At 67.8% G+C, this 26,997-nt stretch carries 15 protein-coding genes; 4 read left to right on the forward strand and 11 right to left on the reverse strand.

Translation table 11 applies throughout. The features are described 5' to 3' along the window. The first annotated feature begins 36 nt into the window (after window positions 1–36). Window positions 37–3,492: a hypothetical protein gene (locus KF889_05700; protein MBX3498920.1), complete on the forward strand. Its 3,456-nt coding sequence runs from the start codon at window positions 37–39 to the stop codon at window positions 3,490–3,492. A 2-nt stretch (window positions 3,493–3,494) separates the two neighbouring features. Here KF889_05700 and KF889_05705 read toward each other — a convergent pair whose 3' ends face one another. Further along, complete coding sequence (locus KF889_05705) at window positions 3,495–3,683, reverse strand: DUF4169 family protein (GenBank protein ID MBX3498921.1); 189 nt, start codon at window positions 3,681–3,683, stop codon at window positions 3,495–3,497. 44 nt (window positions 3,684–3,727) lie between these two features. Between KF889_05705 and KF889_05710 the strand changes: the two genes are divergently transcribed. After that, window positions 3,728–7,042, forward strand: coding sequence for an AsmA family protein (locus KF889_05710; GenBank protein MBX3498922.1), 3,315 nt, complete (start codon window positions 3,728–3,730; stop codon window positions 7,040–7,042). A 40-nt stretch (window positions 7,043–7,082) separates the two neighbouring features. Here the strand turns inward: KF889_05710 and KF889_05715 are convergent, their stop codons facing one another. The 4 genes from KF889_05715 to gltB all read right to left on the reverse strand — a co-directional run bounded on the left by KF889_05715 (window position 7,083) and on the right by gltB (window position 15,021). After that, window positions 7,083–7,388 (reverse strand): ribbon-helix-helix domain-containing protein, encoded by a 306-nt coding sequence (locus tag KF889_05715; protein MBX3498923.1) that lies wholly within the window; start codon window positions 7,386–7,388, stop codon window positions 7,083–7,085. Continuing rightward, window positions 7,343–8,740 (reverse strand): class II fumarate hydratase, encoded by a 1,398-nt coding sequence (gene fumC / locus KF889_05720; GenBank protein ID MBX3498924.1) that lies wholly within the window; start codon window positions 8,738–8,740, stop codon window positions 7,343–7,345. The genes KF889_05715 and fumC overlap by 46 nt, the downstream gene beginning before the upstream one ends. An 87-nt stretch (window positions 8,741–8,827) precedes the next feature. Further along, complete coding sequence (locus KF889_05725) at window positions 8,828–10,279, reverse strand: glutamate synthase subunit beta (protein ID MBX3498925.1); 1,452 nt, start codon at window positions 10,277–10,279, stop codon at window positions 8,828–8,830. 92 nt (window positions 10,280–10,371) lie between these two features. Continuing rightward, window positions 10,372–15,021: a glutamate synthase large subunit gene (gene gltB / locus KF889_05730; GenBank protein ID MBX3498926.1), complete on the reverse strand. Its 4,650-nt coding sequence runs from the start codon at window positions 15,019–15,021 to the stop codon at window positions 10,372–10,374. A 336-nt stretch (window positions 15,022–15,357) separates the two neighbouring features. Here gltB and typA point away from each other — a divergent pair, with 336 nt between their 5' ends. Further along, window positions 15,358–17,184 (forward strand): translational GTPase TypA, encoded by a 1,827-nt coding sequence (gene typA / locus KF889_05735; protein ID MBX3498927.1) that lies wholly within the window; start codon window positions 15,358–15,360, stop codon window positions 17,182–17,184. Window positions 17,185–17,187: 3 nt separating this feature from the next. On the opposite strand, the gene KF889_05740 is transcribed toward typA, so the two are convergent. From KF889_05740 to KF889_05750, 3 genes are read right to left on the reverse strand one after another with little or no spacing between them, the layout of a single operon-like run. Then, the gene (locus KF889_05740) at window positions 17,188–17,598 is read right to left on the reverse strand and encodes a type II toxin-antitoxin system VapC family toxin (GenBank protein MBX3498928.1); all 411 of its coding nucleotides are present in this window, start codon (window positions 17,596–17,598) and stop codon (window positions 17,188–17,190) included. After that, window positions 17,595–17,978, reverse strand: coding sequence for a type II toxin-antitoxin system Phd/YefM family antitoxin (locus tag KF889_05745; GenBank protein ID MBX3498929.1), 384 nt, complete (start codon window positions 17,976–17,978; stop codon window positions 17,595–17,597). The genes KF889_05740 and KF889_05745 overlap by 4 nt, the downstream gene beginning before the upstream one ends. 28 nt (window positions 17,979–18,006) lie before the next feature. After that, complete coding sequence (locus tag KF889_05750; GenBank protein ID MBX3498930.1) at window positions 18,007–18,696, reverse strand: VOC family protein; 690 nt, start codon at window positions 18,694–18,696, stop codon at window positions 18,007–18,009. A 36-nt stretch (window positions 18,697–18,732) separates the two neighbouring features. On the opposite strand from KF889_05750, the gene KF889_05755 reads away from it, so the two are divergent. Next, window positions 18,733–19,605, forward strand: coding sequence for a branched-chain amino acid ABC transporter permease (locus KF889_05755; protein MBX3498931.1), 873 nt, complete (start codon window positions 18,733–18,735; stop codon window positions 19,603–19,605). On the opposite strand, the gene KF889_05760 is transcribed toward KF889_05755, so the two are convergent. From KF889_05760 to KF889_05770, 3 genes are all read right to left on the reverse strand, one after another. Next, the gene (locus KF889_05760) at window positions 19,602–20,666 is read right to left on the reverse strand and encodes an LLM class flavin-dependent oxidoreductase (protein MBX3498932.1); all 1,065 of its coding nucleotides are present in this window, start codon (window positions 20,664–20,666) and stop codon (window positions 19,602–19,604) included. The genes KF889_05755 and KF889_05760 overlap by 4 nt on opposite strands. A 14-nt stretch (window positions 20,667–20,680) precedes the next feature. Next, a complete protein-coding gene (locus KF889_05765; GenBank protein ID MBX3498933.1) occupies window positions 20,681–21,976 on the reverse strand; it encodes a tetratricopeptide repeat protein in 1,296 nt (431 codons plus the stop codon). Between the two features lie 275 nt (window positions 21,977–22,251). Then, complete coding sequence (locus KF889_05770) at window positions 22,252–26,997, reverse strand: AAA family ATPase (protein ID MBX3498934.1); 4,746 nt, start codon at window positions 26,995–26,997, stop codon at window positions 22,252–22,254.

Raw genomic sequence — 26,997 nt, forward strand, 5'->3', positions numbered from 1 at the left:
TCCTGTCGGGCGCGCCTCGAGGTCGATCGTCACGGCGTGCGCACGGTCGTCGCGATCGACGGCGCGACGCTCGTCGCGACGATGGTCGGCTTCGATGTCGGCTGGTCGCTGTCGTTGCGGCAACCCGATATCCGGATCAATGCCGGCCGCTCGGTCGCCGCGTCGGCCGACATCGAGATGACGCGCAAGGTTTTCGAGAGCCTGCAGGTTTCGCCCTCGCTCTGCAGCTGGATGCCGGGGCGTCTCGAGCTCAACGGCGGCCACGTCTCCGTCGGTGGCTTCGGCATCGACCTCGAGCGGGTGGTGGTCGACCTCGCCGCCGGCGAGAGGATGCTCGACGTGAAGGGCGTCGAGCGACGGTCGCGGCGACCGCTCGAGGCGCGCATACGGCGCGATGCGGGCGACGGCGACGTCGTGTCCGGCGGCGTCGAGTTCAACCTGATGGGCGCGGAGGTCGACGTCCTCTTCACCATGCGCGACCTGCGCGGGCCGGATGGTGTCACCGGCTGCTGGCCCGGCCGCCTCGAGGCCGAGGTGACGTTTGCCGCCGACGATCCCGGCGAGGTTTGGGCCGCCGCGGTGCGCGCCGTCACGCCGCTCGGCGCCAATACGCCGTCCGACACGCCGCGTGCGCGCGCGGTGCAGCCCGATCGCGGGGCGCCGCGGCTGACCGGCGGCGCGCTGCTGGATATCGCGCTGCGCGATCTCGGCGACCGTCCGCCCGTGCGGGTGAGCGGCCTGCGCGCGCGCGTAAGCTCGGTCGATCTGTTGTCGCTGAACGATCCGCGCGCCGATGTCGGCACCATCGGTGCCGCGCCGCCGCCGTCGCCGGCCGGTGACGGCGAGTTTCTGGCGGCGGTCCTGCGCGAGGTCGAGGGTCGCCTGCGTCAACTCGTGGCCTCGGTGCAACGCGTGCACACCTGGGAGGCGCCGGTGACCGGGGTCGCCGACCGTCTCGACGCGGCGCGCCGCGCCATCGAGCTGACCTCGCCGGCCGAACTGCGCATCGACCGCGCGACCCTGCCGGGCGCCGCGTTCTCCGACATGACCCTGCGTGTCGGCCCGCCGGCGCTGGCCCGACCGGGCGTCTGCGTCGGCGGCGCGCCGCTGCAGCTCGAGATCGGCCGCGCGCGCGTCGGCGCCTGGGAAGCGCCCGTGGTGATGGCCGCGACGGTCGATTACGACCGCGTCGAGCACCGGCTCGACAGCGAGTTCTGTGCCCTGGGCTTCGGTGCCGGTCGTCAGGAGGCGGCGATCATCGGCAGGCTGTCGTTTCGTCGCTCCGGCCGGCGCAGCGGCATCCCCGGGCAGGCGATCGACATGGAGATCGATGGTGTCCTGCCGCGCATCGACACGGTCGCCGCGCGGCTGCGCACGCCGAACGAGGGCGCGCTCGACGTGTCGGCCTTCAGCCATGGCTTCAAGCTTTCGGCGACGGCGCGCTCGCGCCGCGACAACGTCGGGCGGGACGACGAGGTGATCGTCGCCCTGCGCGAGCTGCGCATCGACCATTTCGCGCTGCGCGCGCGGCTCAGCGCGCCCAAGAGTGGCGTCGCCTCGCTCAAGGTCGAGCCGGTGCGCGGCGAGCAGGTCGTCGACGGCACCGGCCTGCTGAGCTGGCTCGACGTGCACCCCACCACCGCCGCGGCACCCGAGACCCGCCTGCCGCCGATGCCGCCGCCCACGCATTGCGTCAGGCCGCGCGCGGCGCCGGAGGATGTGATGCTGGTCGGCTCGGTCGAGCTTCCCCGGGTGAAGTTCGGCGACGGCATCCTCGAGCGGGTGTCGCTCGACCTGCATGTCGGCGCCACCGGCCTGGCGCTCGAGGACGTCCGCCTCGAGATGCCCGGCGGCGTGCGGCTCGCCGGCGATCTGCGCGCCTTCGCGCCACCCGGCGCGCAGGCCACCAGCCTCGATGGCTGCCTTGCTGTCGGCATGCGCGCGCCACAGCGGCTGGTGGACTGGGTCGTGGGTGCCGAGTTGCTGTCCGAGAACGCGCCGCTGGTGCGCTTCCTGAGCTTCAGCCAGGCCGCCAATGTCGCCGGGACACTGATGCTGACGCGGACATCGAACGGCGATTTCGACGCACAGTTGGTCGGCGTCGAGGCGACGCTGGCCGGTCAGCAGGGCGCCGTGCGGATGTCGGGAACGATGCAGAGCGATCGTGCCGCCGGGCGCGTGCGTCTGGTCAATGGTCGCCTCGATCTGCCGACTTTCGATGCGGCGATGGCCTGGCGTCTGTATGCCATCCTCGATGGACGCTCCGACGCGGCGGCGCCGCGCGAGCTCGCCGGCCGCCGGTTCTCGATCGCCGGCGGCACGCTGGACATCGAGTTCGTCCGGGGCGAGCCGCAGGTGGTCCTGATACGCGCCGACAGTCTCGGCCTGCATCCCGCCGATCTGCGCGAGGTGCAGTTCTCCACCCTGCCTGGTGGCAGGTTCGAGGCGAAGGCGCGCCTGGGCAAGGCCGATGCCGCGCACTTCGCCGGCATCTACGAAGCGCTCGTCGCCACCTTCGGACAGCCGGGTGCCAATGGCCGCGCGTCAATGCAGGGCGCGATCGACGTCAGCGGCCAGGCTCTGTCGCTGCCCGTCAGGTATTTTGGAGCAGGCGCCGCCGGGCCGGCCGATCGCGTCGAGATCGCCGAGTACGTCTTGCGCGCCGAGTTGCGCGACGGCGCGGTGCTGGTCGATCGCCTGCACGGCGTCTTCGACTTCACCCGCGTCAGGCGCGACGCGCCGTGCCGGATTTCCGCCGACGACCGGCGCGAGCTGCGCACCGCCTTTCGCACCGAAGAGGCCCGCGGCAATCGTTTCACCGCGAAGGCGGCGATCCGGCCCGGGACTGGTCGGGAATGGCGAGTCGATTTCGATCTGGCACTGACCTGCATCGCGCCGCTCGACCTGCGCTACATCCTGACCGGCAGGCAGGGCGTGCCACCCGGCCAGCCGTCGATGGACGGCCAGATCGGCTTCCTGCGGATGAAGCTGGGCGGCCCGCTGGTCGATGGCGGCTTCGTTCTGAGCGGACTGAAGGGCGAGGGCAGCTTCGAGGCGTTGATCGCGCTGAAGGGCGGGATGGCGTCCGCCGCCGGCTTCTTCGCGCTCGACGAACTCGACCAGCAGGGACTGACCTTCCGCGGCAGGCTGGGGCTGAACGACGGCCGGCTGCGCAGCACCGGCGAGCCGTGGGTCGCCATCGGCGGCGGCGCCACCCTGTCGATCAACATGATCCTGGATCTCGCGAGCGACTGCATCACGGCGGCGGCCAACGTGCGGTCCCACCGCGAGGTCGATTCGCGGCCAGGCTTCGACCAGTACTTCCAGGTGGAGTGGGGGCGTGATATCCGCTGGGAGAAGTACGAGCGGCGCGAACTGAGATCATGGAAGCCGTTCAGGGCAACGGACGACTGCCACGGACCGCCAGACTGGCCGCCGCTGCCCACTGTCGCTCCGCGACCGCGCGGCGGCGCGCGCGCAATCCGCGACTGACTTCACGGCTTTTCGTCGTCGTTCCTGGCGTGGGCGGCGTGCTCGCGCCGGGCGCGCTCTTCCTCCAACCGGCTTGCTCGCTTCTCGGCGCCGGTGCGGCCATGCGCCGCCCGGTTGGCGGCGGCTTCTGCCTCACGCTCGCGGCGCGCCTTGTCCTTGCGCGCACGCCTGAGGTTGACGATATCGGCCATGTCGCATTGTCGCCCCGTTCCTCATGCTTGATAAGAGTGAATCGATGCGTGGAGCTTCCGTGCTGAAGAAGGTCGCGATCGGGCTGGGCGCGGTCATCGTGCTGGTCGTCGCCGTGGCGCTGGCGGCGCCGCTGTTCATTGATGCCGAGAGCTACAAGCCAAGGGTTGCCGCCGCGATCCGCGACCTCACCGGACGCGACTTGGCCATATCCGGGCCGGTGAAGTTGCGCCTGCTGCCCTCGCCGGTGCTGGAGGCCGCAGATATCCGGCTGTCGAACATGCCCGGCGGGAAGGCGGCCTCAATGGTCGAGGCCAAGTCGCTGCGCATGGCGGTCGGTCTGTTTCCGCTGCTGGCCAGGCGGCTGGAGGTCTCCGAGCTGAAGCTGGTCGAGCCGCGCATCGCGCTGGAGGTTACCGCCGACGGCCGCGCCAACTACGATTTCACCCCGTCGGCGCCGCGGCAATCCGCACAGGCCGGTGATGCGACGCCCAAGGCAGCGGGCGAGGGCTATCGCATTACCGCCGAGCGCATCATCGTCGAGAACGGCAGCGTGAGCCTGGTCGATGCCCGGGCCAGGCGCGAGGTGCGGCTGGAGCAGATCGAGCTCACCGCTTCGCTCAAGGGCATGCCAGCCCCGGCGACGCTCAATGGCGCGGTGGTGGCCAATGGCGTGCGGCTGGCGCTCGAAGTCAAACTCGCCACACCCCAGGCCAACCGTCAGCCGGTCGAGGCGGTTCTCAAGGTCGATGACGGCGATCTGCGCCTGGTCGGCGCGATCGACGATCTGGCCGGGACCCCGCGCTACACCGGCTCGGCAAAGCTCTCGGCGCCGGATTTCGCCAGCTTTGTCGCCCGACTTTCGCGCGCAACAGGCACGCCGCCGCCCGACCTGCCGCCGGCACTGGCGCGCAAGGTCGCCTATGAGGGTGGGCTCGAGGCCTCGGCCACCGGTGTCGTCGCCCGTGATTTCAAGCTGAGCCTGGGCGAGGAATCCGGTAGTGGCTCGCTGTCGGTGACGCTCTCGCCGCTGAAGCTCGACGGCAAGCTCGTCTTCACCAAGCTCGACCTCGACAAGTGGCTGGCCGATGCGCCGGCGTCGACCACGGCCGTTCCGGCTCCCGGCGTGCCAACGGCAAGGCCCGGTGGCCCGCCGTCCGATCTTGCCCTGAAGCTCGATCTGCGCGCCGCCGACCTTGTCTACGGCGGCCGCAGCGCCAAGGACGTGGTGGTCGACGTCGAAATGGCCCAAGGCAGCCTGTCGCTGCACAAGTTGGCCGCGATCCTGCCTGGTGGTGCCAGGCTCGACGCGACCAGCACGGCGCAGGGCAAGGCGCATCGCGGCACGATCAGCCTCGAGGGCGAGCGGCTGCGCGAGCTGCTGACGTGGCTGAAGGTCGATGTCGCATCGGCGCCGCAGGGCAAGCTCGGCGCCTTCTCTCTCAAGGGCAATATCAGCGGCAGCGGACTCGATACGATCTCGATCACCGACGTCACGGCGCGGCTCGACGGCACGAGCATGAAGGGCGCCCTGACGGTGGCGCTCAGGGCGACGCCGTCCTTCACATTGGACATGCAGGCCGACGCGCTGGATCTCGACTCCTGGCTTCCCAAGCGCGCTGATGCCCCACGGCCTGCAGCCAAGGGCGCGGCGCCACAGCCGGCGGCGCCCGTCGATCTGTCCGGTATCGACGCGCGCGTGAAGGCGAAGTTCGCCCGGCTGACGTGGGGCGGCGAACGCCTCGACGGCGTCGATGTCGATCTCACGCTGCGCGGCAGCCGCCTGACGATCGGCGAGTCGCGCATAGCGGGGATCGCCGGCGGCTCGCTGGCGCTGAAGGGCAGCGTTGCCGATCTTGGTACGACACCGGTCTTCGACCTCAATGTCGGAGCGCAGAACGTCAACGTCGAGCGCCTGACGAAGCTGGCCCGGCAGGCGCCGCCGGGCAAGGCGCCGATCGGCGCGGTCTCGGTGCAGGGCGGCGTCGCCGGCACGGCGAGCGAACTCTCGATGCGCGACCTGCAGGTGAGCGCGCTGGGCAGCCAGCTGCGGCTGACCGGCAAGCTGGCGCTGCAGCACGGCGGGCCGCGCTACGACTTCAGCGCCTTCTCGCTGCGCACCGACGATCTCGGCCGGCTGTTCGCCGCGATCGGCGAGGAGCCACCCGGCGTCACCGGCGACATCAGCGCCGCCGGCGCGCTGAAGGGCGATCCCAAGGTGGTGTCCTATCGCGGCAATTTTGCCCTCAAGGGCATCCAGGCGCAGGGTTCGGTGCGTGTCGATATCGCCCAGGTGCCGCGCGTCACCGCCGACCTGCGCGTCGGCGATCTCGACATCGACAAGCTGTTCGGCGGCAGCACCGCCGGCCCGGCCGCGGGTGCCGCCGCCGGCGGCGGCGGTGGCAGCCGCCACTCCCGCGCGCCGATCGACCTGTCACCGCTCAAGGCGCTCGAAGGGCAGTTCAAGCTGGTCGCCACCACCCTGCAGAAGGGCGTCTGGCGCCTCGAGAATGCCCAGCTCGAGGCGACCCTGAAGGGCGGCGTGCTGAGCATCGCGCGGCTCAATGGCGGCTTCTACGGCGGCACGCTCGACCTCACCGGCAAGGTCGATGGCGCCCGGGCGCCCGGCCGTCTCGACGCGCGCGTGATCGCGGCCAACGTCAATCTCGGCCGTTTCGGGCCGGCGATCGTCGATTCCAACCGCATCGGCGGCGCGATGAACGCCAATGTCGCCTTCAACGCCTCGCTCGCCAGCGTGCATGACCTGGTTGGCACTCTGAATGCCGATGGCAAGATCCACGGCACCGTGCGCTTCAACGTCACGGATGCCGAAAGGATCGCGGGCCAGGCGGTCGGCGGTGCGGCGGCGCGGGGTGCGGCCGGCGTGCTGCGCGACATCACGGGTCCGATCGTCGGCGGCATTGCGCGCGGCGCCGGCAGCACGGTCGAGGCGCTGGGTCTGGCGATACGCATCGCCATGGATCGCTTCGTCGGCCGCAACGCGCCGATGAACGGCGAGATCACCGTGCGCGACGGCGTGCTGAGCACCAACAACACGCGTGTCGATGGCGAGCGCGCCTGGGCGATGGTGATGGCCAATGTCAACCTGCCTGCCTGGACGCAGGACACGACCATCAATGTCTTCGTCCAGGAGGATCCGAGCCGGCCGGCCGTCACGGTCCGGCAGACCGGCAGCGTCGATCGTCCGCATCGCGCGATCGCCGCCAGCGGTGCCGGCGCACCGCAGCAGCAACAGCCGCAGCAGCCAGCGCCGCAACAACAGCAACCACCGCCGCCGCAGCAGCGGCCGAGCCGGGTTCCCGGGCCGGTGCGGGATTTTCTGAAGGGCCTCGGCCGCTAACTGCGTCCTTGGGATCGCTGGCGATCCCGGGAGGACGAATTCACGCGCGTGTGGCGTCCAGCCGTTCGCGCAGATCGCCGAGGACGAACAGGCGCAGCGCGCCCGAGAGGTTGGGGGCGCTGGCGAGGTCGCGGCCGGCGATGCGCGCGCGATCGATTTCCGCCACCAGCGCCGCCAGCGACTGGCCGCGCCGCGTCGCGATCGCCGCCAACTCGTCCCAGAACGCCGCCTCGAGCGACACGCTGGTGCGATGCCGGCCGATGGCGATCGAGCGCTTGCGCACGCGAGCGTCGGCCGGAATCACGCGGGCTCCTCGGGCCGCGTCATCGCGCCGGGCTTCACCCATTGGTCGAACTGCTCCGACGTGACGAAGCCCGAGGCCAGCGCCGCATCGCGCAGCGACAGGCCCTCGAGATGCGCCTTGCGCGCGATCTTGGCCGCCTTGTCATAGCCGATATGCGGGTTGAGCGCCGTCACCAGCATCAGCGAGCGCTCCAGCAGCTCGGCGATGCGCTCGCGGTTGGCTTCGATGCCGGCGACGCAATTGCGCGCGAAGCTTTCCGATCCGTCGGCCAGCAGCCTGATCGACTGCAGCACCGCGTCGGCGATCACCGGCTTGTAGACGTTGAGCTGCAGCTGCCCGTTGGCGCCGGCGAAGGTGACGGTGGCGTGGTTGCCGATGACGCGGGCGGCCACCATGGTCAGCGCCTCGGCCTGGGTCGGGTTGACCTTGCCCGGCATGATCGAGGAGCCGGGCTCGTTCTCGGGCAGCGCCAGCTCGCCCAGGCCGGCGCGGGGACCCGAGCCCAGCAGGCGCACGTCGTTGGCGATCTTGTGCAGCGACACGGCGATGGTGTTGAGCGCGCCCGACAGCTCGACCAGCGCGTCGTGGCTGGCCAGCGCCTCGAACTTGTCGGGCGCCGTACTGAAGGGCAGGCCGGTCAGCGCGCCGATCTCGCGCGCGAAGGCCTCGGCGAACAGCGGGTGGGCGTTGAGGCCTGTGCCGACCGCGGTGCCGCCCTGCGCCAGCTCCAGCACGTGCGGCATCGCCGAGTCCAGCCGCGCCAGCGACAGCTCGACCTGCCGCGCCCAGGCACCGAACTCCTGGCCCATGGTCACCGGCGTGGCGTCCTGCAGATGGGTACGGCCGATCTTCACGATCGCGGCGAACGCGGCGGCCTTGGTCGCCAGCGCTGCGCGCAGTTCGCGTAACGCCGGCTTCAGCCGACGCTCGACGCCCAGCGCCGCGGCGATGTGCATCGCCGTCGGGAACGAGTCGTTGGAGGATTGGCCGAGATTGACGTGGTCGTTGGGATGCACCGGCGCCTTGCCGCCGCGCTTGCCGGCCAGCAGCTCGTTGGCCCGGCCGGCGATCACCTCGTTGGCGTTCATGTTGCTCTGCGTGCCCGAGCCCGTCTGCCAGACCACCAGCGGGAATTCGTCGGCCAGCGTGCCGTCGACCACCTCGTCGGCCGCCTTGAGGATCGCGCCGGCCTGCGGTTCCTTCAGCAGACCGAGCGCGATGTTGGCCAGGGCCGCGGCCTTCTTCTGCAGGCCCAGCGCCTCGACCAGGGCCGCCGGCATGCGCTCGCCGCCGATGCGGAAGTTCTCGACGCTGCGCTGCGTCTGCGCGCCCCAGTAGTGCCTGGCCGGGACCTTCACGTCGCCCAGCGAGTCGGTTTCGATCCTGTCGGCCATGCGGGCTCCCGCGACGAAAAGGGCGGAACCTCGTGGCTCCGCCCATCATGTCGTATCGGCACGCGCCGGGGTCAACCCGGCCATCGCTCAGCGCGGCAGGACCGTCGAGCCCATCAGGAACTCGTCGACGGCGCGGGCGCATTGGCGGCCCTCGCGGATCGCCCAGACGACCAGCGACTGGCCGCGGCGCATGTCGCCGGCGGAGAACAGCCTCGGTACCGAGGTCCTGTAGTCGACGACGTTGGCCTTGACGTTGCCGCGCGGGTCGAGGTCGACGCCGGCCTGCTCGACCATGCCCTTGCGCACCGGGCCGAGGAAGCCCATCGCCAGCAGCACGAGGTCGGCCTTCAGCTCGAAGGCGCTGCCGGCGATCTCCTGCATCGCCATCCGGCCGGAAGCGTCCTTGACCCACTCGACGCGCACGCATTCCAGCGCCTCGACTTTGCCTCCCGTGCCGACGGCGCGCCTGGTCAGCACGGCGAAGTCGCGCTCGGCGCCTTCCTCCTGCGACGACGAGGTGCGCATCTTCAGCGGCCAGTCGGGCCAGGTCAGGCCCTTGTCCTCCTTCTCCGGCGGCTGCGGCATGACCTCGAGCTGGGTCACCGAGGCGGCGCCCTGGCGGTTGGAGGTGCCGATGCAGTCCGAGCCGGTATCGCCGCCGCCGATCACCACGACGTGCTTGCCCTTGGCCGAGATCGTGCCCTTGGGTGCGGCGCGTGCCTCGTCGTCGCCGGCGACGCGCTTGTTCTGCTGGGTCAGGAAGGTCATGGCGAAATGGATGCCGTCGAGCTCGCGGCCGGGCACCTCGAGGTCGCGCGGCCATTCGGCGCCACCGGTCAGGGCCACGGCGTCGTAGCCCTCGAGCAGCGACTTCACCGAGATCGTCATGCCGACCTCGACGCCGGTGCGGAACTCGACGCCTTCGGCCTCCATCTGCCTGACGCGGCGATCGATGAGGTGCTTCTCCATCTTGAAGTCGGGGATGCCGTAGCGCAGCAGGCCGCCGACGCGGTCGTTCTTCTCGTACAGGCTTACCGCGTGGCCGGCACGCGCCAGCTGCTGGGCGCAGGCCATCCCGGCCGGGCCGGAGCCGACCACGGCGACGCGCTTGCCGGTCTTCTGAACTGGCATCTCGGGCTTGATCCAGCCCTCGTCCCATCCGCGATCGACGATCGCGCATTCGATCGTCTTGATGGTCACCGGGTTGTCGTCGATGTTCAGCACGCAGCTGGCCTCGCAGGGCGCCGGGCAGATGCGGCCGGTGAACTCCGGGAAGTTGTTGGTCGAGTGCAGCACCTCGAGCGCGTCGCGCCACTGGTCGCGATAGACGAGGTTGTTGAAGTCCGGGATCTGGTTATTGACCGGACAGCCGTTGTGACAGAACGGGATGCCGCAATCCATGCAGCGCGCGCCCTGCTGGCGGACGGACTCCGTCGGCAGCGGCAGGACGAATTCCTTCCAATTCTTGAGGCGCGCCTCGACCTTCTCGTAGCTCCGGTCCTGGCGCGCGATCTCGAGGAAGCCGGTCGGCTTGCCCATCGCTTTCAAACTCCGTATCGCACTTCTGTCATCCCGAGCGGAGCGAGGGATCGGGATCCCTCGCTCCGCTCGGGATGACAGGGAGGTTGGTGTTACTCCGCCGCGACGGCCTTGGCCGCCGTGCGTTCCGCACGCATGTCGAGCAGCGCGCGTCGGTAGTCCTTCGGCATCACCTTGACGAAACGTTTTACCGCCTCGTCCCAGTCGGCGAGGATCTCGCGGGCGCGCTCGCTGCCGGTGTAGAGCAGGTGACGCTCGACCAGGATGCGCAGACGCTCCTCGTCGAAGCGCAGCATGTCGCCCATGCCGTTGTCGTAGGCGCTGACCGAGCGCTGGCGCGGCTTGTCGGCTTCCTCGGCGTCGCTGCCGGCGTCGCCCGGCTTCACCGGCTCGAGCTCGACCATCGCCATGTTGCACAGCGACCTGAAGCGGTCTGCCGGGTCGTAGACATAGGCCACGCCGCCCGACATGCCGGCCGCGAAGTTGCGCCCGGTGTCGCCCAGCACGGCGACCACGCCGCCGGTCATGTACTCGCAGCCGTGATCGCCGGTACCCTCGACGACGCAGACCGCGCCGGAGTTGCGCACCGAGAAGCGCTCGCCGGCGACGCCCTGGAAGTAGGCCTCGCCGGCGATGGCGCCGTAGAGCACCGTGTTGCCGACAATGATGTTCTCCGTCGGCGTGCGCGGCGCGCCGGCCGGCTGCTTGACCACGACGCGGCCGCCCGACAGGCCTTTGCCGACATAGTCGTTGGCATCGCCCGTCAGCTCCAGCGCCACGCCGCGCGCCAGGAAGGCGCCGAAGCTCTGGCCGGCGGTGCCGTTCAGCTTCACCGAGATCGTGCCCTCGGGCAGGCCGGCGTGGCCATGCTGCCGGGCGATCTCGCCCGAGAGCATGGCGCCCACGGTGCGATTGACGTTGCGGACCTCACGCTCGATCTGCACCGGGTCGCGCTTGTCCAGCGCCGGGCCGGCCGCTGCGATCAGCTGATGATCAAGGGCACGCTCGAGACCGTGATCCTGCCGCTCGCTGTTCCAGATCGCCACGCCCTCGCGCGCCGGCACCTGGTGCAGCAGCTTCGACAGGTCGACGCCCCTGGCCTTCCAGTGGTCGAGCGCGCGGCGCATGTCGAGCCTGTCGACGCGGCCGATCATCTCATTGAGCGTGCGGAAGCCGAGCTGCGCCATGATCTCGCGCAGCTCCTCGGCGACGAAGAAGAAGTAGTTGATGACGTGCTCGGGCTGGCCGGTGAAGCGCTTGCGCAGCACCGGGTCCTGCGTCGCCACGCCCACCGGGCAGGTGTTGAGGTGGCACTTGCGCATCATGATGCAGCCGGCGGCGATCAGCGGCGCGGTGGCGAAGCCGAACTCGTCGGCACCCAGCAGCGCGCCGATGGCGACGTCGCGGCCGGTGCGCAGGCCGCCATCGACCTGCACGGCAATCCGGCCGCGCAGACCGTTGAGCACCAGCGTCTGCTGGGTCTCGGCCAGGCCGATCTCCCACGGCGAGCCGGCATGCGTGAGCGAGGTCAGCGGCGAGGCGCCGGTGCCGCCCTCGAAGCCGGAGATCGTGACGTGGTCGGCCTTGCACTTGGCGACACCGGCCGCGACCGTGCCGACGCCCACCTCCGAGACCAGCTTCACCGACACGCGCGCGCGCGGGTTGGCGTTCTTCAGGTCGTGGATCAGCTGCGCCAGATCCTCGATCGAATAGATGTCGTGGTGCGGCGGCGGCGAGATCAGGCCGACGCCCGGCGTGCTGTGGCGCACGCGCGCGATGTTCTTGTCGACCTTGTGGCCAGGCAGCTGGCCGCCCTCCCCGGGCTTGGCGCCCTGGGCCATCTTGATCTGCAGGTCGTCGGCGTTGACCAGGTACTCGGTCGTCACGCCAAAGCGGCCCGAGGCCACCTGCTTGATCGCCGAACGCATCGAGTCGCCGTTGGGCAGCGGCTTGAACCGATCGACTTCCTCACCACCCTCGCCGGTATTCGACTTGCCGCCGATGCGGTTCATGGCGATGGCCAGCGTGGTGTGCGCCTCGCGGCTGATCGAGCCGAAGCTCATGGCGCCGGTCGCGAAGCGCCGCACGATGTTGGCGGCCGGCTCGACCTCGTCGATCGGCACCGGCGTCTCGGCGAGCTTGAACGACATCAGGCCGCGGATGGTCAGCAGCCGCTCGGTCTGCTCGTTGATCGTGCGCGCGAAGGCCTTGTACTCGTCGGGCAGGTTGCCGCGCACCGCGTGCTGCAGCTTGCCGACGGATTCCGGCGTCCAGGCGTGGTCCTCGCCGCGCAGGCGGAAGGCGTAGTCGCCGCCGACATCGAGCATGTTGCGGTAGATCGGGCTGTCGCCATAGGCGTCGCGATGGCGCCGCACGGTTTCATGGGCGATCTCCGGCAGGCCGGCGCCCTCGATCGTCGTCGCGGTGCCGGTGAAGTACTTCTCGATGAAGTCGGAATGCAGGCCCACGGCGTCGAAGATCTGCGCGCCGCAATAGGACTGATAGGTCGAGATGCCCATCTTGGACATGACCTTGAGCAGCCCCTTGCCGACCGCCTTGATGAAGTGCTTCTGGACCTCGTAGGCCTTGAACGGCAGGCCGTTCTGAACGCGGATCTGCTCCAGCGTCTCGAAGGCGAGATACGGGTTGATCGCCTCCGCGCCATAGCCCGCCAGCACGCAGAAATGATGCACCTCGCGCGCCTCGCCGGTCTCGACCACCAGGCCGGTCTGCATGCGCAGGCCCTGGCGGATCAGGTGGTGATGCACGGCGGCGGTGGCGAGCAGGGCGGGAATCGGGATGCGCTCGGCGGATACCTCGCGATCAGACAGGATCAGGATGTTGTTGTCGGCCAGCACCGCGTCGGTCGCCTCGTGGCAGATGCGCTCGATGGCGTCCTCGAGCCCCTCGGCGCCCTCGGACGCGGCCCACGTCGTGTCGATCGTGGCGGTGCGGAAGGCGCCGTCGAGCAGCTCGGAGATCGAGCGGATCTTCTCGAGGTCGGCGTTGGTCAGTACCGGCTGCGAGACCTCGAGCCGCTTGTGCGTGCCGGCCTGGTGGCCCAGCAGGTTGGGCCGCGGGCCGATCATCGACACCAGCGACATCACCAGCTCCTCGCGGATCGGATCGATCGGCGGGTTGGTGACCTGGGCGAAGTTCTGCTTGAAGTAGTTGTAGAGCAGCTTCGACTTGTTGGAGAGCACGGCGATGGGCGTGTCGGTGCCCATTGAGCCCACCGGGTCGTCGCCTTCCTTGGCCATCGGCTCGAGGAAGAACTGCACGTCCTCCTGGGTGTAGCCGAAGGCCTGCTGGCGATCGAGCAGGGTAGCCGGATCGTTGGTCGGCGCCGGCATCGGCTGGTCGGGCAGCTCCGACAGCTCCTCGAGCTTGTACTGGGTGTCCTTGAGCCACTGCTCGTAGGGCTCGGCCTCGGCCAGCGTGCGCTTGATCTCCTCGTCGTCGATGATGCGGCCCTGCTCGAGGTCGATCAGCAGCATCTTGCCGGGTTGCAGGCGCCACTTCTTGACGATCTTCTCCTCGGGAATCGGCAGCACGCCGGATTCCGAGGCCATGATCACGTGGTCGTCGTCGGTGACGATGTAGCGCGCCGGGCGCAGGCCGTTGCGGTCGAGCGTGGCGCCGATCTGGCGGCCATCTGTGAAGGCGATCGAGGCCGGGCCGTCCCACGGCTCCATCAGGGCGGCATGGTACTCGTAGAAGGCGCGACGCTTCTGGTCCATCAGCGGGTTGCCGGCCCACGCCTCGGGAATCAGCATCATCATCGCGTGCGCCAGCGGGTAGCCGCCGGCGACCAGCAGCTCGAGCGCGTTGTCGATGCAGGCGGTGTCGGACTGGCCGTGCGGGATCAGCGGCCACATCTTGTCGAGGTCGGCGCCGAGAAGCTCCGACTCGAGCGTGCGGCGGCGCGCGTACATCCAGTTGACGTTGCCGCGCACCGTGTTGATCTCGCCGTTGTGGGCGATGAAGCGGTAGGGATGCGCCAGCTTCCACGACGGGAAGGTGTTGGTCGAGAAGCGCTGGTGCACGAGGCAGAGCGCCGACTCGGTCAGCGGGTCGCGCAGATCCTCGTAGAAGCTCTCGACCTGGTGCGCCAGCAGCAGGCCCTTGTAGACCACCGTGCGCGTCGACACCGAGGGCATGTAAAGCTGAGTCAGTCCGGGCAGGCCCTTCTTCTTCTCCAGCCGGGCCAGCGGATTCTGCGTCTGCTTGCGGATCACCAGAATCTTGCGCTCGAAGGCGTCCTGGTCCCGCGTGTTCGGGCCACGGCCGATGAGGCACTGGCGGATCACTGGCATGGTCTCGATGACCCGCTCGCCCAGGCCCTCGAGATTGGTCGGCACGTCGCGCCAGCCCAGCAGGATCTGGCCCTCGACCTTGATGAAGTGCTCGAACTGCTTGACCGCGTAGGCGCGCGCCTTCTCGTCCTGCGGCAGGAAGCACATCGCCACGGCGTACTCGCCCGGCGGCGGCAAGGCGACACCGGTGCGGCTGGCCCAGGCGCGCAGGAGCTTGTCGGGCATCTGGATCATGCAGCCGGCGCCGTCGCCGACCAGCGGATCGGCGCCGACGGCGCCGCGGTGATCCAGGTTGACGAGGATCTGCAGGCCCTGCGTGATGATCGCGTGCGATTTGCGGCCCTTGATGTTGGCCACAAAGCCGACGCCGCACGAATCGTGCTCGTTGGTGGGGTCGTAGAGCCCCTGTCTCGGTGGCAGAGCCATCGCGATCATCCCTGCTACAGTGCTCGGTCGTCGGGAGACGAGCGACCCGGACGTCCCGCCCGCCCAATGTCGCAAGCACGTTGTATGCCGCAAAGCATCGGGGAAAGCGACTCGATTCGTCAGTAGTATTGTCTTATTTTTGTTAATGCTTGCATTAAAATGTCGTTAACCGATGGCCATACGACGCTTTATGTCGCATGCTGTACCGATACGGTACCAAACGGAATCTCCGCAGCGATCGGGACGTCCCTGTTCGAGGGCCATTCCGGAACCTGACTTGCTGCGGCGCAGCAACATCCGTATAAGCCCCATCCGCCCCCGCCTGAAAGCGTACCAATGAAGCTCCGCAATATCGCGATCATCGCGCATGTCGACCATGGCAAGACGACCCTGGTCGATGCGCTGCTGCGCCAGAGCGGCACCTTCCGCGACAACCAGCAGGTCGCCGAGCGGGCGCTGGACTCCAACGACCTGGAGCGCGAGCGCGGCATCACCATCCTGGCCAAGTGCACGTCGGTGGTGTGGAAGGACACGCGCATCAACATCGTCGACACGCCGGGCCACGCCGATTTCGGCGGCGAGGTCGAGCGCATCCTCTCGATGGTCGACGGCGTGGTGGTGCTGGTCGATGCCGCGGAAGGCGTGCTGCCGCAGACCAAGTTCGTCACCGGCAAGGCGCTGCGCCTGGGCCTGCGGCCTATCGTGGTGATCAACAAGATCGACCGGCCCGACGCGCGGCCCGACGAGGTGCTGAACGAGATCTTCGATCTCTTCGTCGCGCTGGACGCCAACGACAAGCAGCTCGACTTCCCGACGCTCTACGCCTCGGGCCGCCAGGGCTGGGCCGATCCTGAGCTCCAGGGCGCGCGTAAGGATCTTTCGCCGCTGTTCGATCTCGTCGTCGGCCATGTGCCGCCGCCGAAGGTCGAGGCCGACGCGCCATTCCGCATGCTGGTGACGACGCTGGAGTACGACTCCTTCCTCGGCCGCGTGCTGACCGGCCGCATTCTCAGCGGTTCGGTGAAGGCCAACTCGACGGTCAAGGCGCTGTCGCGCACCAACAGCCAGATCGAGCAGACCCGCATCACCAAGCTGCTGGCCTTCCGCGGCCTGGAGCGTACCGGCGTCGAGACCGCCGAGGCGGGCGACATTGTCGCCATCGCCGGCTTCAAGACCGCGACTGTCGCCGACACGATCTGCGAGCTCGCGGTCGAGGAGGCGATCGAATCCCAGCCGATCGATCCGCCGACGCTCGCCATGACCTTCTCGGTCAACGACTCGCCGCTGGCGGGCCGCGAGGGCGACAAGGTCACCAGCCGCATGATCCGCGCGCGACTGTTCCGCGAGTCGGAAGGCAACGTCGCCATCCGCGTGCGCGAGACGGAGAACGCCGACGCATACGAGGTCGCCGGCCGCGGTGAGCTGCAGCTCGGCGTGCTGATCGAGACCATGCGCCGCGAGGGCTTCGAGCTCGCCATCAGCCGCCCGCGCGTGCTGTTCCGCGCCGATCCGCAGACCGGCCAGCAGATGGAGCCGATCGAGGAGGTCGTGGTCGACGTCGACGAGCAATTCTCCGGCGTCGTGGTCGACAAGCTCTCGCAGCGCCGCGCCGAGATGACCGAGATGCGGCCCAGCGGCGCCGGCAAGGTGCGCATCGTTTTCCACGCGCCCTCGCGCGGCCTGATCGGCTATCACGGCGAGTTCCTCACCGACACGCGCGGCACCGGCGTGATGAACCGGCTGTTCCACAGCTACGGCCCGCACCGCGGCCCGATCGGCGGCCGCTCCAAGGGCGTGCTGATCGCCAACGGCATGGGCGAGGCGGTGGCCTATGCGCTGTGGAACCTCGAGGATCGCGGCCCGATGTTCATCGACCCGGGCACGCAGGTCTACGAGGGCATGATCATCGGCGAGCACACGCGCGACAGCGACCTCGAGGTCAACCCGCTGAAGGGCAAGCAGCTCACCAACATCCGCACGACGTCGAAGGACGAGGCGGTGCGGCTCACCCCGCCGCGCCGCATGAGCCTCGAGCAGGCCATCACCTATGTCGAGGACGACGAGCTGGTCGAGGTCACGCCCAAGGCCATCCGCATCCGCAAGCGCCTGCTGAACCCCGAGGACCGCAAGCGCGCCAAGAAGCAGGCGGCGGCGAACGGGTGAGCGTCAGCTGAACGGATTGACGACCGCCACGCCGATCCGCTCGAAGTCCCGCACGTTGCGCGTGACGATGGTAAAGCCGTGAACCAATGCCGTCGCGGCGATCAACGCGTCGATCGCCGGCGGGGTTGGTCTTCTCGCGGCGATCGCGCCCCAGCGCAACGCGATAGCCTCCGTCACGTCCAGGATTCTGCCCGCAAATACAGACCGTGAACCGACAAGCCAGGCTTCCAGCTCTCGGGCGTGCTGCGGGTCGCGACCAAGCTGGCTTTCGATTCCCTTCTGGACCTCACCCAACGTGAGAACACTGACGAACAGCGACTGGTTGTCCTGCCGCGCGAACCATTCGACGTAGCGAGGGCCTGGCCGCCGCTTGACGGCTTGCGACAGTGAGACCGTATCCAGCAGGTACATCAGTCAGGATCGAGATCGCGGTCGGGATCGAAGCTGGAATCCGGCATCTGCCGGTTCTCACGCATGACGTCTTCCATGATTTGGTCAAAACCATCGATCTTCGGCCCGTTGAGTATGAAGTCGATGAAGGTTCGCTGCGGCTTGGCTTTCGCGCCGGTGAGCCGGTCGTACTCTTCCTTTGACATGACGACGACCGCCGGCTTGCCATGGCGTGTCACTTCCTGTGGGCCCTCGCGCAACGCAGCTGCCACCAGCTCGCTGAAGCGGTTCTTGGCATGCTGCAACTGCCAGGTCGCGGGCGCGGCTTTGAACGGCCTTGCCTTGGGTTCGGCGAGGCCGTGGGGCTTGCGCGTACGGCGCGGCTTGGCAGGCTTGCGGACCATCCTTCATTCTAGCCAGTCTGGCTAGAATTTACAAATGCCCACCCGTGAGCGAGGCGCGCTGGGAGATTTCGATGTGGTTGCCGTCGGGGTCGCACACGAAGGAATAGCGCACAGTCTCGCCCAGCACGCGCAGCGGTGCGCCTTCCTCGCCGCCGCGGGCGAGGATGCCGTCGTGCTCCTTCGCGGCGTCCCAGATCTGCACCGTGGTGTAGCGATAGCCCGGCGCGCGCCACTCCTTGCTCTTCTCGACCTTGCCTTCCTCGCCGACGATCACCAGCGAGTCACCGCAGCGATAGACGCCGCGGCTCGCGGCCTCGAACTGCATGACGTGGCGATAGAAGTGCTCGGTGGCATCGCGGTTGTTGACGCGCAGCACGACACCGACGCCGACCACGCCTTCGCAGCCCCTGGGTACCAGGCTGACGCGATTGCCGTCGGGGTCGATCAGGTGGCGCGGCGCGTCGAGGCCCTCGCGCGCGATCAGGACCTCGACGATGCCCGAGGGCGGCAGCGAGGGCAGAGGATCGCGCGCGTGGTTCATCTTGAGGATCGAGCCGTTCATGTGGTGGCGATGCTGCTGCATGCCGCCGCCCAGCTTGCCGAGATGGTCGTAGGGCAGGCCGACCGGTCCCTGCCAGAAGGCGAGCTGCTGATCGCGCCGGTTGCTGAACAGGCCGACGTCGATGTGGTTCTTGGCGAGGTTCATGGTGCGCACCATGGACTCCTGCGCCGACTTCGCCAAGACTTCGCCGGCGTGTCCTTCTTCATCGCCCTCATCGTCGACGGCATCCTCGCCGGATCGATCTACGCGCTGATCGCGCTTGCCTTCGTCGTGGTCTACAAGGCCGCGCGCATCATCAATTTCGCTCTCGGCGAATGCGTCATGCTGGGCGCGCTGCTGGTGGCCTTCGGGCTGCACGGGCTCGGGCTGGGCCTGGCGCCCGCGCTGCTCTTTGCCGCTTCGGGCATGGCGGCGCTGGCGCTGCTGTTCAGCCGTCTGGTGCTGTACCGCCTGCTCGGCGCGCCGCTGATCCCGCTGATCATGGTCACCCTGGGCCTGGGCGCGCTGATCCGCGGCGGCGGCACGATCATGCTGGGCGGCGTGCCGCGCGAGATCGTCCTGCCGATAGACCGCGCGCCGATCGAGATCGGCAGCCTGCAGGTCGGCACTGACCGGCTGGCGGCGGCGATCATCGCGGCGCTGTGCGTCGCGGCGGTCGGCTGGTTCCATCACCGCAGCCGCACCGGCGTGGCATTGCGCGCCATCGCCGAGGATCGCGTCGCGGCGACGGCGTCGGGCATCGATGTCCCGCGTTACGTGGCCCTGACCTGGGTGGCGATGGGCGTGATCTGCGTCGCCGCCGGATCGCTGTGGACCTTCGTCTCGGGCGGTGGATTCAGCGTCGCGCTGGTCGGGCTGAAGGTGTTCCCGATCGTCATCATCGGCGGCCTCGACAGCATTGCCGGCACCATGGTCGGCGCGATGCTCGTGGGCGTGCTGGAGAGTCTCGCCGCCGGCTATCTCGATCCCGGCTTCGGCACCATCGCCGCGTGGCTCGTGCTGATCCTCGTGCTGATCCTGCGCCCGCACGGGTTGTTCGGCACCGCGCGGGTCGAGCGCGTCTAGCGGATCGCCGGCAGCACCTCCTTCTCGAACAGGGCGCGGCCGGCCGCGGCGTGGTTCGGGTCGGCGCCGCGCGTGGCGCCCGACGTGGCGATGCGCTCGAGGCCGAGCTTCTTCAGCGCCTCGAATCGCTTCACGCAGGTCTCGGGCGGGCCGACGATGGCGAAGCGGTCGATGAACTCGTTGGTCAGCGTCGTGGCCTGCTGCGAGTCGCCGCGCGTATGGGTGCGCATGTCGTAGGCGTTGCGCAGATTGTTCAGCACGTCGCGGTCCTTGGCGCCGAGCGGGCCGCTGGTTTTGCCATGCATCACCGAGAAGCGGGCGAAGGTGGTCAGCCCGCCGCGCACCAGGCTGCGCGCCGTCTCGATGTTCGTGTGGCAACCCGAATTGACGTAGGCGCCGTAGGTGATGCCGTCGGGATCGAGACCGGCGTCCCGCCGCGTCTGGCGCGCCAGCTCGATGCCCCAGTCGATGCGTTCGACGTCGGCGCCCAGGGTGAACATGATGCGATCGGCGTGCAGGGCGGAGATCGCGATCACCCTGGGGCCGCTGGCAGCGACCTCGACCGGCACCTTGGCGCCCTCGGCGATCCAGGCGATGCGGCTGGCCGAGGGCGCGTTGGCGAGCTCGAGCGCCGACATCGGCGGCGCGACGTCGAACGGGATGTCGATGTCGTCGAACGCCACCGACTCGCCGCGCAGGTAGACCTGCAGCTGGCGCAGGTAGCGCTCGAACTGCGCCAGCTTCGCCGGCGCGCGTCCCAGATGCGCCAGGGCGGAGTCGCCGCGGCCGATGCCGAGCACGGCGCGGCCCTGCGACACGCGATTGACCGAGGTGATCGAGTTGGCGGTGACGGCGGCGTGGCGCGTGACGGAATTGGTGACGCCGGTGCCCAGGCCGAGCTTCGTGGTCACCGTGGCCGCCATCGCCAGCGCGACATAGGGATCGCCGGAAAGGTTCTGCGAATCGACGACCAGCAGCCCGTCCCAGCCGGCCTGCTCGGCCTGCTGCGCCACGCGCATCGTGCCGCGCGGCGAGGCGACCGTCGTGGTCCAAAGTTGCATCGCGGCGATCCTCGCTACGCCAGGCCGGCGACCGGCGTCGCCGGGCGGCGATCGACGCGGTTCTCGACCAGGAAGCGCGCGGTCGCCGGCCGGCCGTCCTTGAGGTAGGCCGCCAGCAGCGTGTTCTCGATGATGTCGCGCTGGGCGCGGCTGCCGCCGATGCGCACGGTCTCGACCAGCACCGGCTCGAGCACGGCGATCGCACCCTTCCAGTCGCCGCGGCCATAGGCTTCGAGACCGGCGGCGAGCCGCGGCACGACATCGCCGGTGACCGAGCGGCCGGAGTCGATGCGCTGCTTCAGGTCGGCGGCGATGGCGGCGACGCCGTCGCCGTCGCCCGCCGCGACGCAGGCCAGCGCGCGATGCACATCGATGAAGGCGATGCCGGCCTTGGGGAACGACTTCAGCGCGTAGTCGCGGATCTCGCGCCACTCGCCCTCGCGCCGGGGATGACCCGCGAGCTCGGCGCGCCACAGGAAGGCGGGCGCGTCGGTGGCGACGTTGAGCGCCGGGCCCCAGGCGGCGCCGGGCCGCACGGCCTTCTCATAGACCTGCCAGGCGCGCTCGGTCTGGCCCAGGGTCAGCGCGAACATCGCCACGTGCCAGGAGATGTGGCAGTGCATCAGGCCTTCGCGCGGGTAGGTCGGCAGCCAGGACTCGAGAAAGTCGAGCGCGGCGCGATCCTCGCCCATCTCGTACAGCACATGCGCCTTGATGTGCGCACCATGCGCATTCCTCGCGTTGGTCGCCATGCTGCGCTCGATCAGCGCCTGGGCCTCGTCGAGCCGGCCGACTTCCTCCAGCGCGAAGGCCAGCACGGACTGGTACCACCAGTCGTCTTCGAGATGCCTGCGCAGGATCTCGAGGAACTCGACCTGCTCGGGCTCGCGATCGCGCCGGCCGGAGAAGCCGATCAGGCCGAACACGCCGGTGGCCGGCGCCGCCACCATGGCGTCGCGCGGATGCTGGGCGAGATGCGTGCGGGTGGCCGCCAGCGCCTCGACCGGCTTGCCCTCCATCGCCGTGCACAGAATGTCGACGTGCGCCTGCTCGCGCGGCGTGGCTCTGGCCGCATGCTCGCGCGCCCTGGCGATCGAGGCCCGCGCCTCGGCGACATTGGCCATCAGGAAATGCGCGCGGGCCAGCGCGGCGTGGGCGACGGCGAGGTCGGGCTGCGCCATCAGCGCGCGCGCCAGATGGGCCTCGGCGCCATGTTCCGCCGACAGCACGCAGTCGACGCCGGCGACATAGGCGTCGCGCGCCACGGTGGAATCGGTGCTGATCGGCAGTCCGTAGCGGTCGGCGAGCATGTCAGGCGTTTCCTCGGTTGATCTCGCCGCGAGGCTAGCCGGTTCAGCGCGGGAGTGCGACGCAAACGATGCTGTCGCGCCACTCGTCGCTGTCGCGTGCCGCTGTGCGGATCGCGGCGACGCGGTCGGGTCGAGACTGATCGTCGCTTTGACCCACAAATTCAACGGGCATACTTGCCACGGAGCACTGACCGTTTGGTCGGGGCGCATCCCTGTCCAAGACGCAAGCTTGATTGCGAACCGTTTGAGGGGGCATGCCAACGGAATGCGCCTGCTTATGCGATCCTTCTGGATATCCGATCTCTCAAGTCGAGCGTCACCGGTGCGGAGAGATAGCGCCGCCCATCAGGCGTCAGGCTACGTCCACCGGGGCCAACGCGGACCAGATCGAGGCGTGCGAGATACTCGGAAATGATTACGAAATCTGCTCGGTTTGATATTCCGAGCGCGCGGCGGATTTCCTCCTCCGCCGCAGCTCCCCGCGTCCGCAGCAATTTGAGATACTCAATGTGCTGGCTAGCTAGTCCGTTTGCGTCGATGCCAAGCGATGTCTCAAACCAGCGAGCTACGGTCCCAACGTTCATCCGTTCCGCAACCTCCTGCTTGGTTGGCACTCTCTTCAACTCCTGCTCAGCTGTTCCGTAGAAGCTGGATACCAGCGGCTCCAGGATGTTGACACTGGGACGGGGGCTGCATTGCATGCGAGCGGCTATCTCGATGCAGGTTTCGCGGGTTAACCCGGGTTCGCCAAGCTTCTCGATGGAGTGGAGCCATACGATCCCGGCCATCTCCTCAAGTGTGTACGACCGGAGTATGGTTTTGTCGGGTCGGCTCTGAAACGCCTCGCTGAGCTTTCCAGGGTCGGTTGTTGCGAGCAGGAAGACGACATCACGAAAATCGTAGATCACGTTACCGACGGTGGTGTGGCGGCGCTCGTCGAGCGCACTCAGCAAGACGGTTGCCACCGCGTTCGAGACTGCATGGATCTCGTCAATGAAAATGAGGCACGGCTCTACGCGCACAGTACCTGTGGCGCTCGCTGGTATCTTACCGAGCTCAACTAGGCGTTCGACGATCATGTCCGGCCGACGGAGATCGGCACCGTTGAAGAGGACTGGTTCGAGCTGAAGCAGTTGTTCGGCGATCCGTCGTGCCAGCGTTGTCTTGCCAACACCTGCGGGCCCGACGAACAGCTTGTCGAGGAAGCGCTCCCCCCATCCTCGTGATTTGCGCGCTTGATTGTCGAGCTCGTGAGCAATCTCGTCCTGGCCGATCATTCCCAAGGCATTAACCTTCGGCGGCCACGGCTGTCCGGATAGCGCCCCGTACTCGTCTCGAGTAGCCGGAGTCTCGATGGCCTTGGCTGCGACCGCTTCGCTGTCCGGGACTTGAGTGGTGGATGATGGCAGGATCGTCACGCCATCCGTGGCTCGCGTCGCAGACGGCGTGCCGCTCCCTGAACCGGTCTGGCCGGACGATGTTGGCGTCGTCGCGCTAGCGTCGATCGTAGTTGGAGTCTTGGGGTGAGCTTCCGGTCCTTCACCCCGGCCGCTGGGACCGCCGCCTCCGCCAGGCTCAGGGTCTGATATCTTGTGCACGAAGCCTTTGCCGAACAGCTCTTCTGCGAGCGCCTCGGTGATCGTTCGGACCATGATCGGCACCTTCCGCCCGACAACCGCAGCCTCGCGGGCGGTGTCGATTGAGCGCAGCTTCACGATGACGATTTCGCCATCGACATGAACGATCGGCGGTTGAGGGCTGTCACCGAAGAGATCCTTGAGCCATGGCCCCCAAACCTTACGTTGGGAAACATCGTCGCTGTCGGTGCCCCAACGATTGGCGGCGGCGCGAACCAGAACTTCCTTCAGCATTTCCGAACGAGGCGCAGCAAAGGGGCCCGTTCCGCCCACGGCATTCAGCAGCACATCCGCTGTACGCTCGATCTGGTCGGCTGCGCGCGCCACTAGGGCTGCTTCATCCGGCAGACTCGCGTCGCGCGTGGTCTTGACCTCGATGCAGGTGATCCGAAATGACCCATCGGCGTCGCGACGGACTGCGATCAGATCGCAGCGCTCACCACCTGTTGCCGGCCCGAGCTTGAGCCAAAGCCGGGCAATACGTCCGTCGACCGACGCCACCAGAGCGCCGGGATGCTTCTTGCGCACGTCGCGAGCGGCGAGCAGCATTCCGACAAAGCCCAGTACCTTCGCGTTGTCGGGTAGCCCGGACTGCTTCTTGATCATGTCCAGCAATCCGGCACCGATCAGGTTGACGCCCTGCCGCAGTACATGACCCAAGCCGGCATCAGTGATAGTGAGGTTGCAGGAGCCGAAGGCAGCGTACATGAGCGTTGCCAATCGCCCATAGTCTGCGGCGCAGAGCAGCAGCTGCCGGTGCCCCTCTCTACGCTCAAGCAAGCGGATTGCTTTCATGCCACTCTCCGCAGGCAAGGCCCGATCGGCGAGCAGCACCCATTGCGCCGACGGCCGGTCACCAAGCACCAGCATGTCGATCGTTGATCGGAGCCGTTCGGCATCAGCGGATGCGATCATCGTGCTATCACGCTGCTCCTGTTCGAACTCATGAATCATCATCACAAAGTCCGAGAAAGGCGGCTCGCCGGGATGCGGGCTGAGGCTGATGTCGCCCAGCATGCGGTCGACCACGATTTCGTTGCGGACGCAAAATGGGCTCATCGGCAGCAGTCGCTCGACGCGCCGCCGTCGTACGGCGATCGAAGACTCGTCAAAGATCGCAATGAGATGTTGCGGCCGCTTGGACAATGCGGTTTGGATGAGGCGGTCAAGGTTCTCGTAAGTGTCCCGCTCGACGCGCAGTTCTAGCCTGCCGGCCGCGACCTTTTCATAGACCAGATCCTGGGCCTTTCCCTCAAGCGTGGAGGCCGCCATCAGGCGGTCGCGATGCTTGCCGGTGGCGACGATCGAGACGTCTAGTGCGGGCAACCGAGAGGGATTGTTGCGCGGGTCGTTTAGAAACTTGGTCAGCCGCTCTAGCACGCGCGCCGGTTCGGGCGGATTGACAAGCGTCAATCGAAGCGGCCGCGGATGGTTCGGATAGAGAAGGACGTAGTGATCGAGCGCCAAGATCAGTGTTTCGAGACCATCTGCGCTGCTCACGGCATTATGTAGGTTTTCGAAGGTCGCGAGCCCACAAATCGTGTTGGCAACCGGCAAGAGCTGGTCGAGACCTTTTGCCTCCGGCGTGGCACCCGTCCGAATAACGCCGAGGAATTGCTCGGGCCTGCGCAACTCCTCGATGATGACCTTGCGGTCGCTGTCGGACAGCGGCCCGGCGTGGACGAGATCGCGCAGGACTTGGCCCAAGCGTTGATACCTCCAAAGGTGAAGCGGATGCAGCGGCAACATGACCGCCTTTGCACTTACGCCGCCGTCGCTGCGGCGGATCCGCACCTGGACCAGATCGAGCGAGAGGATTGCATCAAGCGTCGTCTGTGCCCATTCCCTCGATTGATCCCAGACCGCCCGGTAGTTCTGCTGGATCGCCTTGTAGAGCTCGGTGGTCGCCGTAAGATACTGGCTGCACCGCTCCTTCGCTTCGGGGTGCGTGTCGAGCCATTCGCGGGGGTGGATGAGAAGCTGTCGAATGTCTTTCGCCAATGCTGAGCGCGCAGCAAGAAAATCGCGCCACATTGCTTCGATCGGACGGGCGCACGATTCCTTCACTGCGTCGACTTCGTCCCAAGCCTTGAGCAGTTGGTCGATCGAGTAGGTCAGACCGTTGTGCCGCCAGACCATTGCGGGATCAATGAAGACAGGATCGAACTCCGCGTATCTCGCAAGCGCTTGAGGTAAGTCGGAAACGTCAGTTTCCATGAGCCCGCCGAATCGATCGGCGGCACAGAAACCAGTGACCCAATCAATGATGCGAGGGTCGACTGCTTCGTCAATCCTTGCTACGCCCCGACTGGTCTCGCGATTGGATGCGAGATGATCGCCATTCTGATCGAACTCCGCCCAGGCATCTTCAAGCGCCTTGCCGATCGTGGCGAGGTCCTCGTCCCGGCCTTCGAGCAGCGCATCAACCGCCATATCGCGTAGATCCGGATCGTCCGGATCAGAATGGATTTGCTCGTCGTCGTCCGGCTGCTCGTCATCCGGCTCGTCCTTCGGTCGCTCGACAATCGGCAGAGCATCTGGAGGTAGCGTGACGAGTCGATCGGCGTCCTGCACGGTTAGCCCCGCATGGGGATCGCCGCGGCGGTAAAGTTCCAATCGATCCAGCGCCTGCGTGACAAGGTTCGAAGTGGTTTCGTCGCGATACCGCGCCGCTCGCAACCGACGCTGCCGGAGTTCGCCGGGGGAGAGAATGGTGACGCGCTCGCCGACGCGCAAATTGTGGAGGAGGCGCTTGGCGATATCGTCGGCTTCGAACAACTGCGGATCGGCCAAAAGCCCGAGCGCGGGCAAGGCGTCACGCGGTGCCTCGATCGCGCCCCGCGGTGCGGTGCTCCATTCGGCCAGGAAGTTCGAGATGCCTTCAAGCGAGCGAAGCGGTGCCAAAGCACGTTCAGTGCGGAGTTTCGAGAGGAGTGAGCGGTGCTGGGGTGTAGCAGTGAACTCAGCTACCCCCTCCGCCCAGTTCAAGAGATACCTGGCGAGTTCGCCCGACGAGGCTCGCGAGAAGAAGCGTAAGCCGTGGACACTCGGATTGTATCCCCGTGCTAAGGCGATGATCCGCCGATGGAGACCGCGGTCGTTGCGCCACTTCGTCGCGACGTGGAGGTCAGTCGTGACGCCTGCGAGATCGCCGAGACCTGCTGCGGTAACGGAGGCCCGGGCTTTGTCCTCGCTGATGTCAAAACCGACAAGCGCCAGCGAGAATTGCTCTGCGGGGAGGCCACCTGCGACGAGCGCCTGTAGCAAGTTGTCGATATTGCAGCGCGGCAGGCCTTCCCGCGCGAAATCATTCTCATGATCAAGTCGGGTCAGAATCCAAGCAGCCAGCGCTTCGCCGACCAGTGAGGGCGCAGTTCGGGCCAT

The sequence above is a fragment of the Alphaproteobacteria bacterium genome (assembly GCA_019635875.1).
Lineage (GTDB): Bacteria > Pseudomonadota > Alphaproteobacteria > Reyranellales > Reyranellaceae > JAFAZJ01.

Coding starts and splice junctions, on each gene's coding strand:
- fumC (MBX3498924.1), bottom strand. CDS start 8,740: ATGGCCGACAGGATCGAAACCGACTCGCTGGGCGACGTGAAGGTCCCG.
- KF889_05770 (MBX3498934.1), bottom strand. CDS start 26,997: ATGGCCCGAACTGCGCCCTCACTGGTCGGCGAAGCGCTGGCTGCTTGG.
- typA (MBX3498927.1), top strand. CDS start 15,358: ATGAAGCTCCGCAATATCGCGATCATCGCGCATGTCGACCATGGCAAG.
- KF889_05710 (MBX3498922.1), top strand. CDS start 3,728: ATGCGTGGAGCTTCCGTGCTGAAGAAGGTCGCGATCGGGCTGGGCGCG.
- KF889_05765 (MBX3498933.1), bottom strand. CDS start 21,976: ATGCTCGCCGACCGCTACGGACTGCCGATCAGCACCGATTCCACCGTG.
- KF889_05745 (MBX3498929.1), bottom strand. CDS start 17,978: ATGGTCCGCAAGCCTGCCAAGCCGCGCCGTACGCGCAAGCCCCACGGC.
- KF889_05715 (MBX3498923.1), bottom strand. CDS start 7,388: ATGGGTGAAGCCCGGCGCGATGACGCGGCCCGAGGAGCCCGCGTGATT.
- KF889_05725 (MBX3498925.1), bottom strand. CDS start 10,279: ATGGGCAAGCCGACCGGCTTCCTCGAGATCGCGCGCCAGGACCGGAGC.
- gltB (MBX3498926.1), bottom strand. CDS start 15,021: ATGGCTCTGCCACCGAGACAGGGGCTCTACGACCCCACCAACGAGCAC.
- KF889_05705 (MBX3498921.1), bottom strand. CDS start 3,683: ATGGCCGATATCGTCAACCTCAGGCGTGCGCGCAAGGACAAGGCGCGC.
- KF889_05760 (MBX3498932.1), bottom strand. CDS start 20,666: ATGCAACTTTGGACCACGACGGTCGCCTCGCCGCGCGGCACGATGCGC.
- KF889_05750 (MBX3498930.1), bottom strand. CDS start 18,696: ATGGTGCGCACCATGAACCTCGCCAAGAACCACATCGACGTCGGCCTG.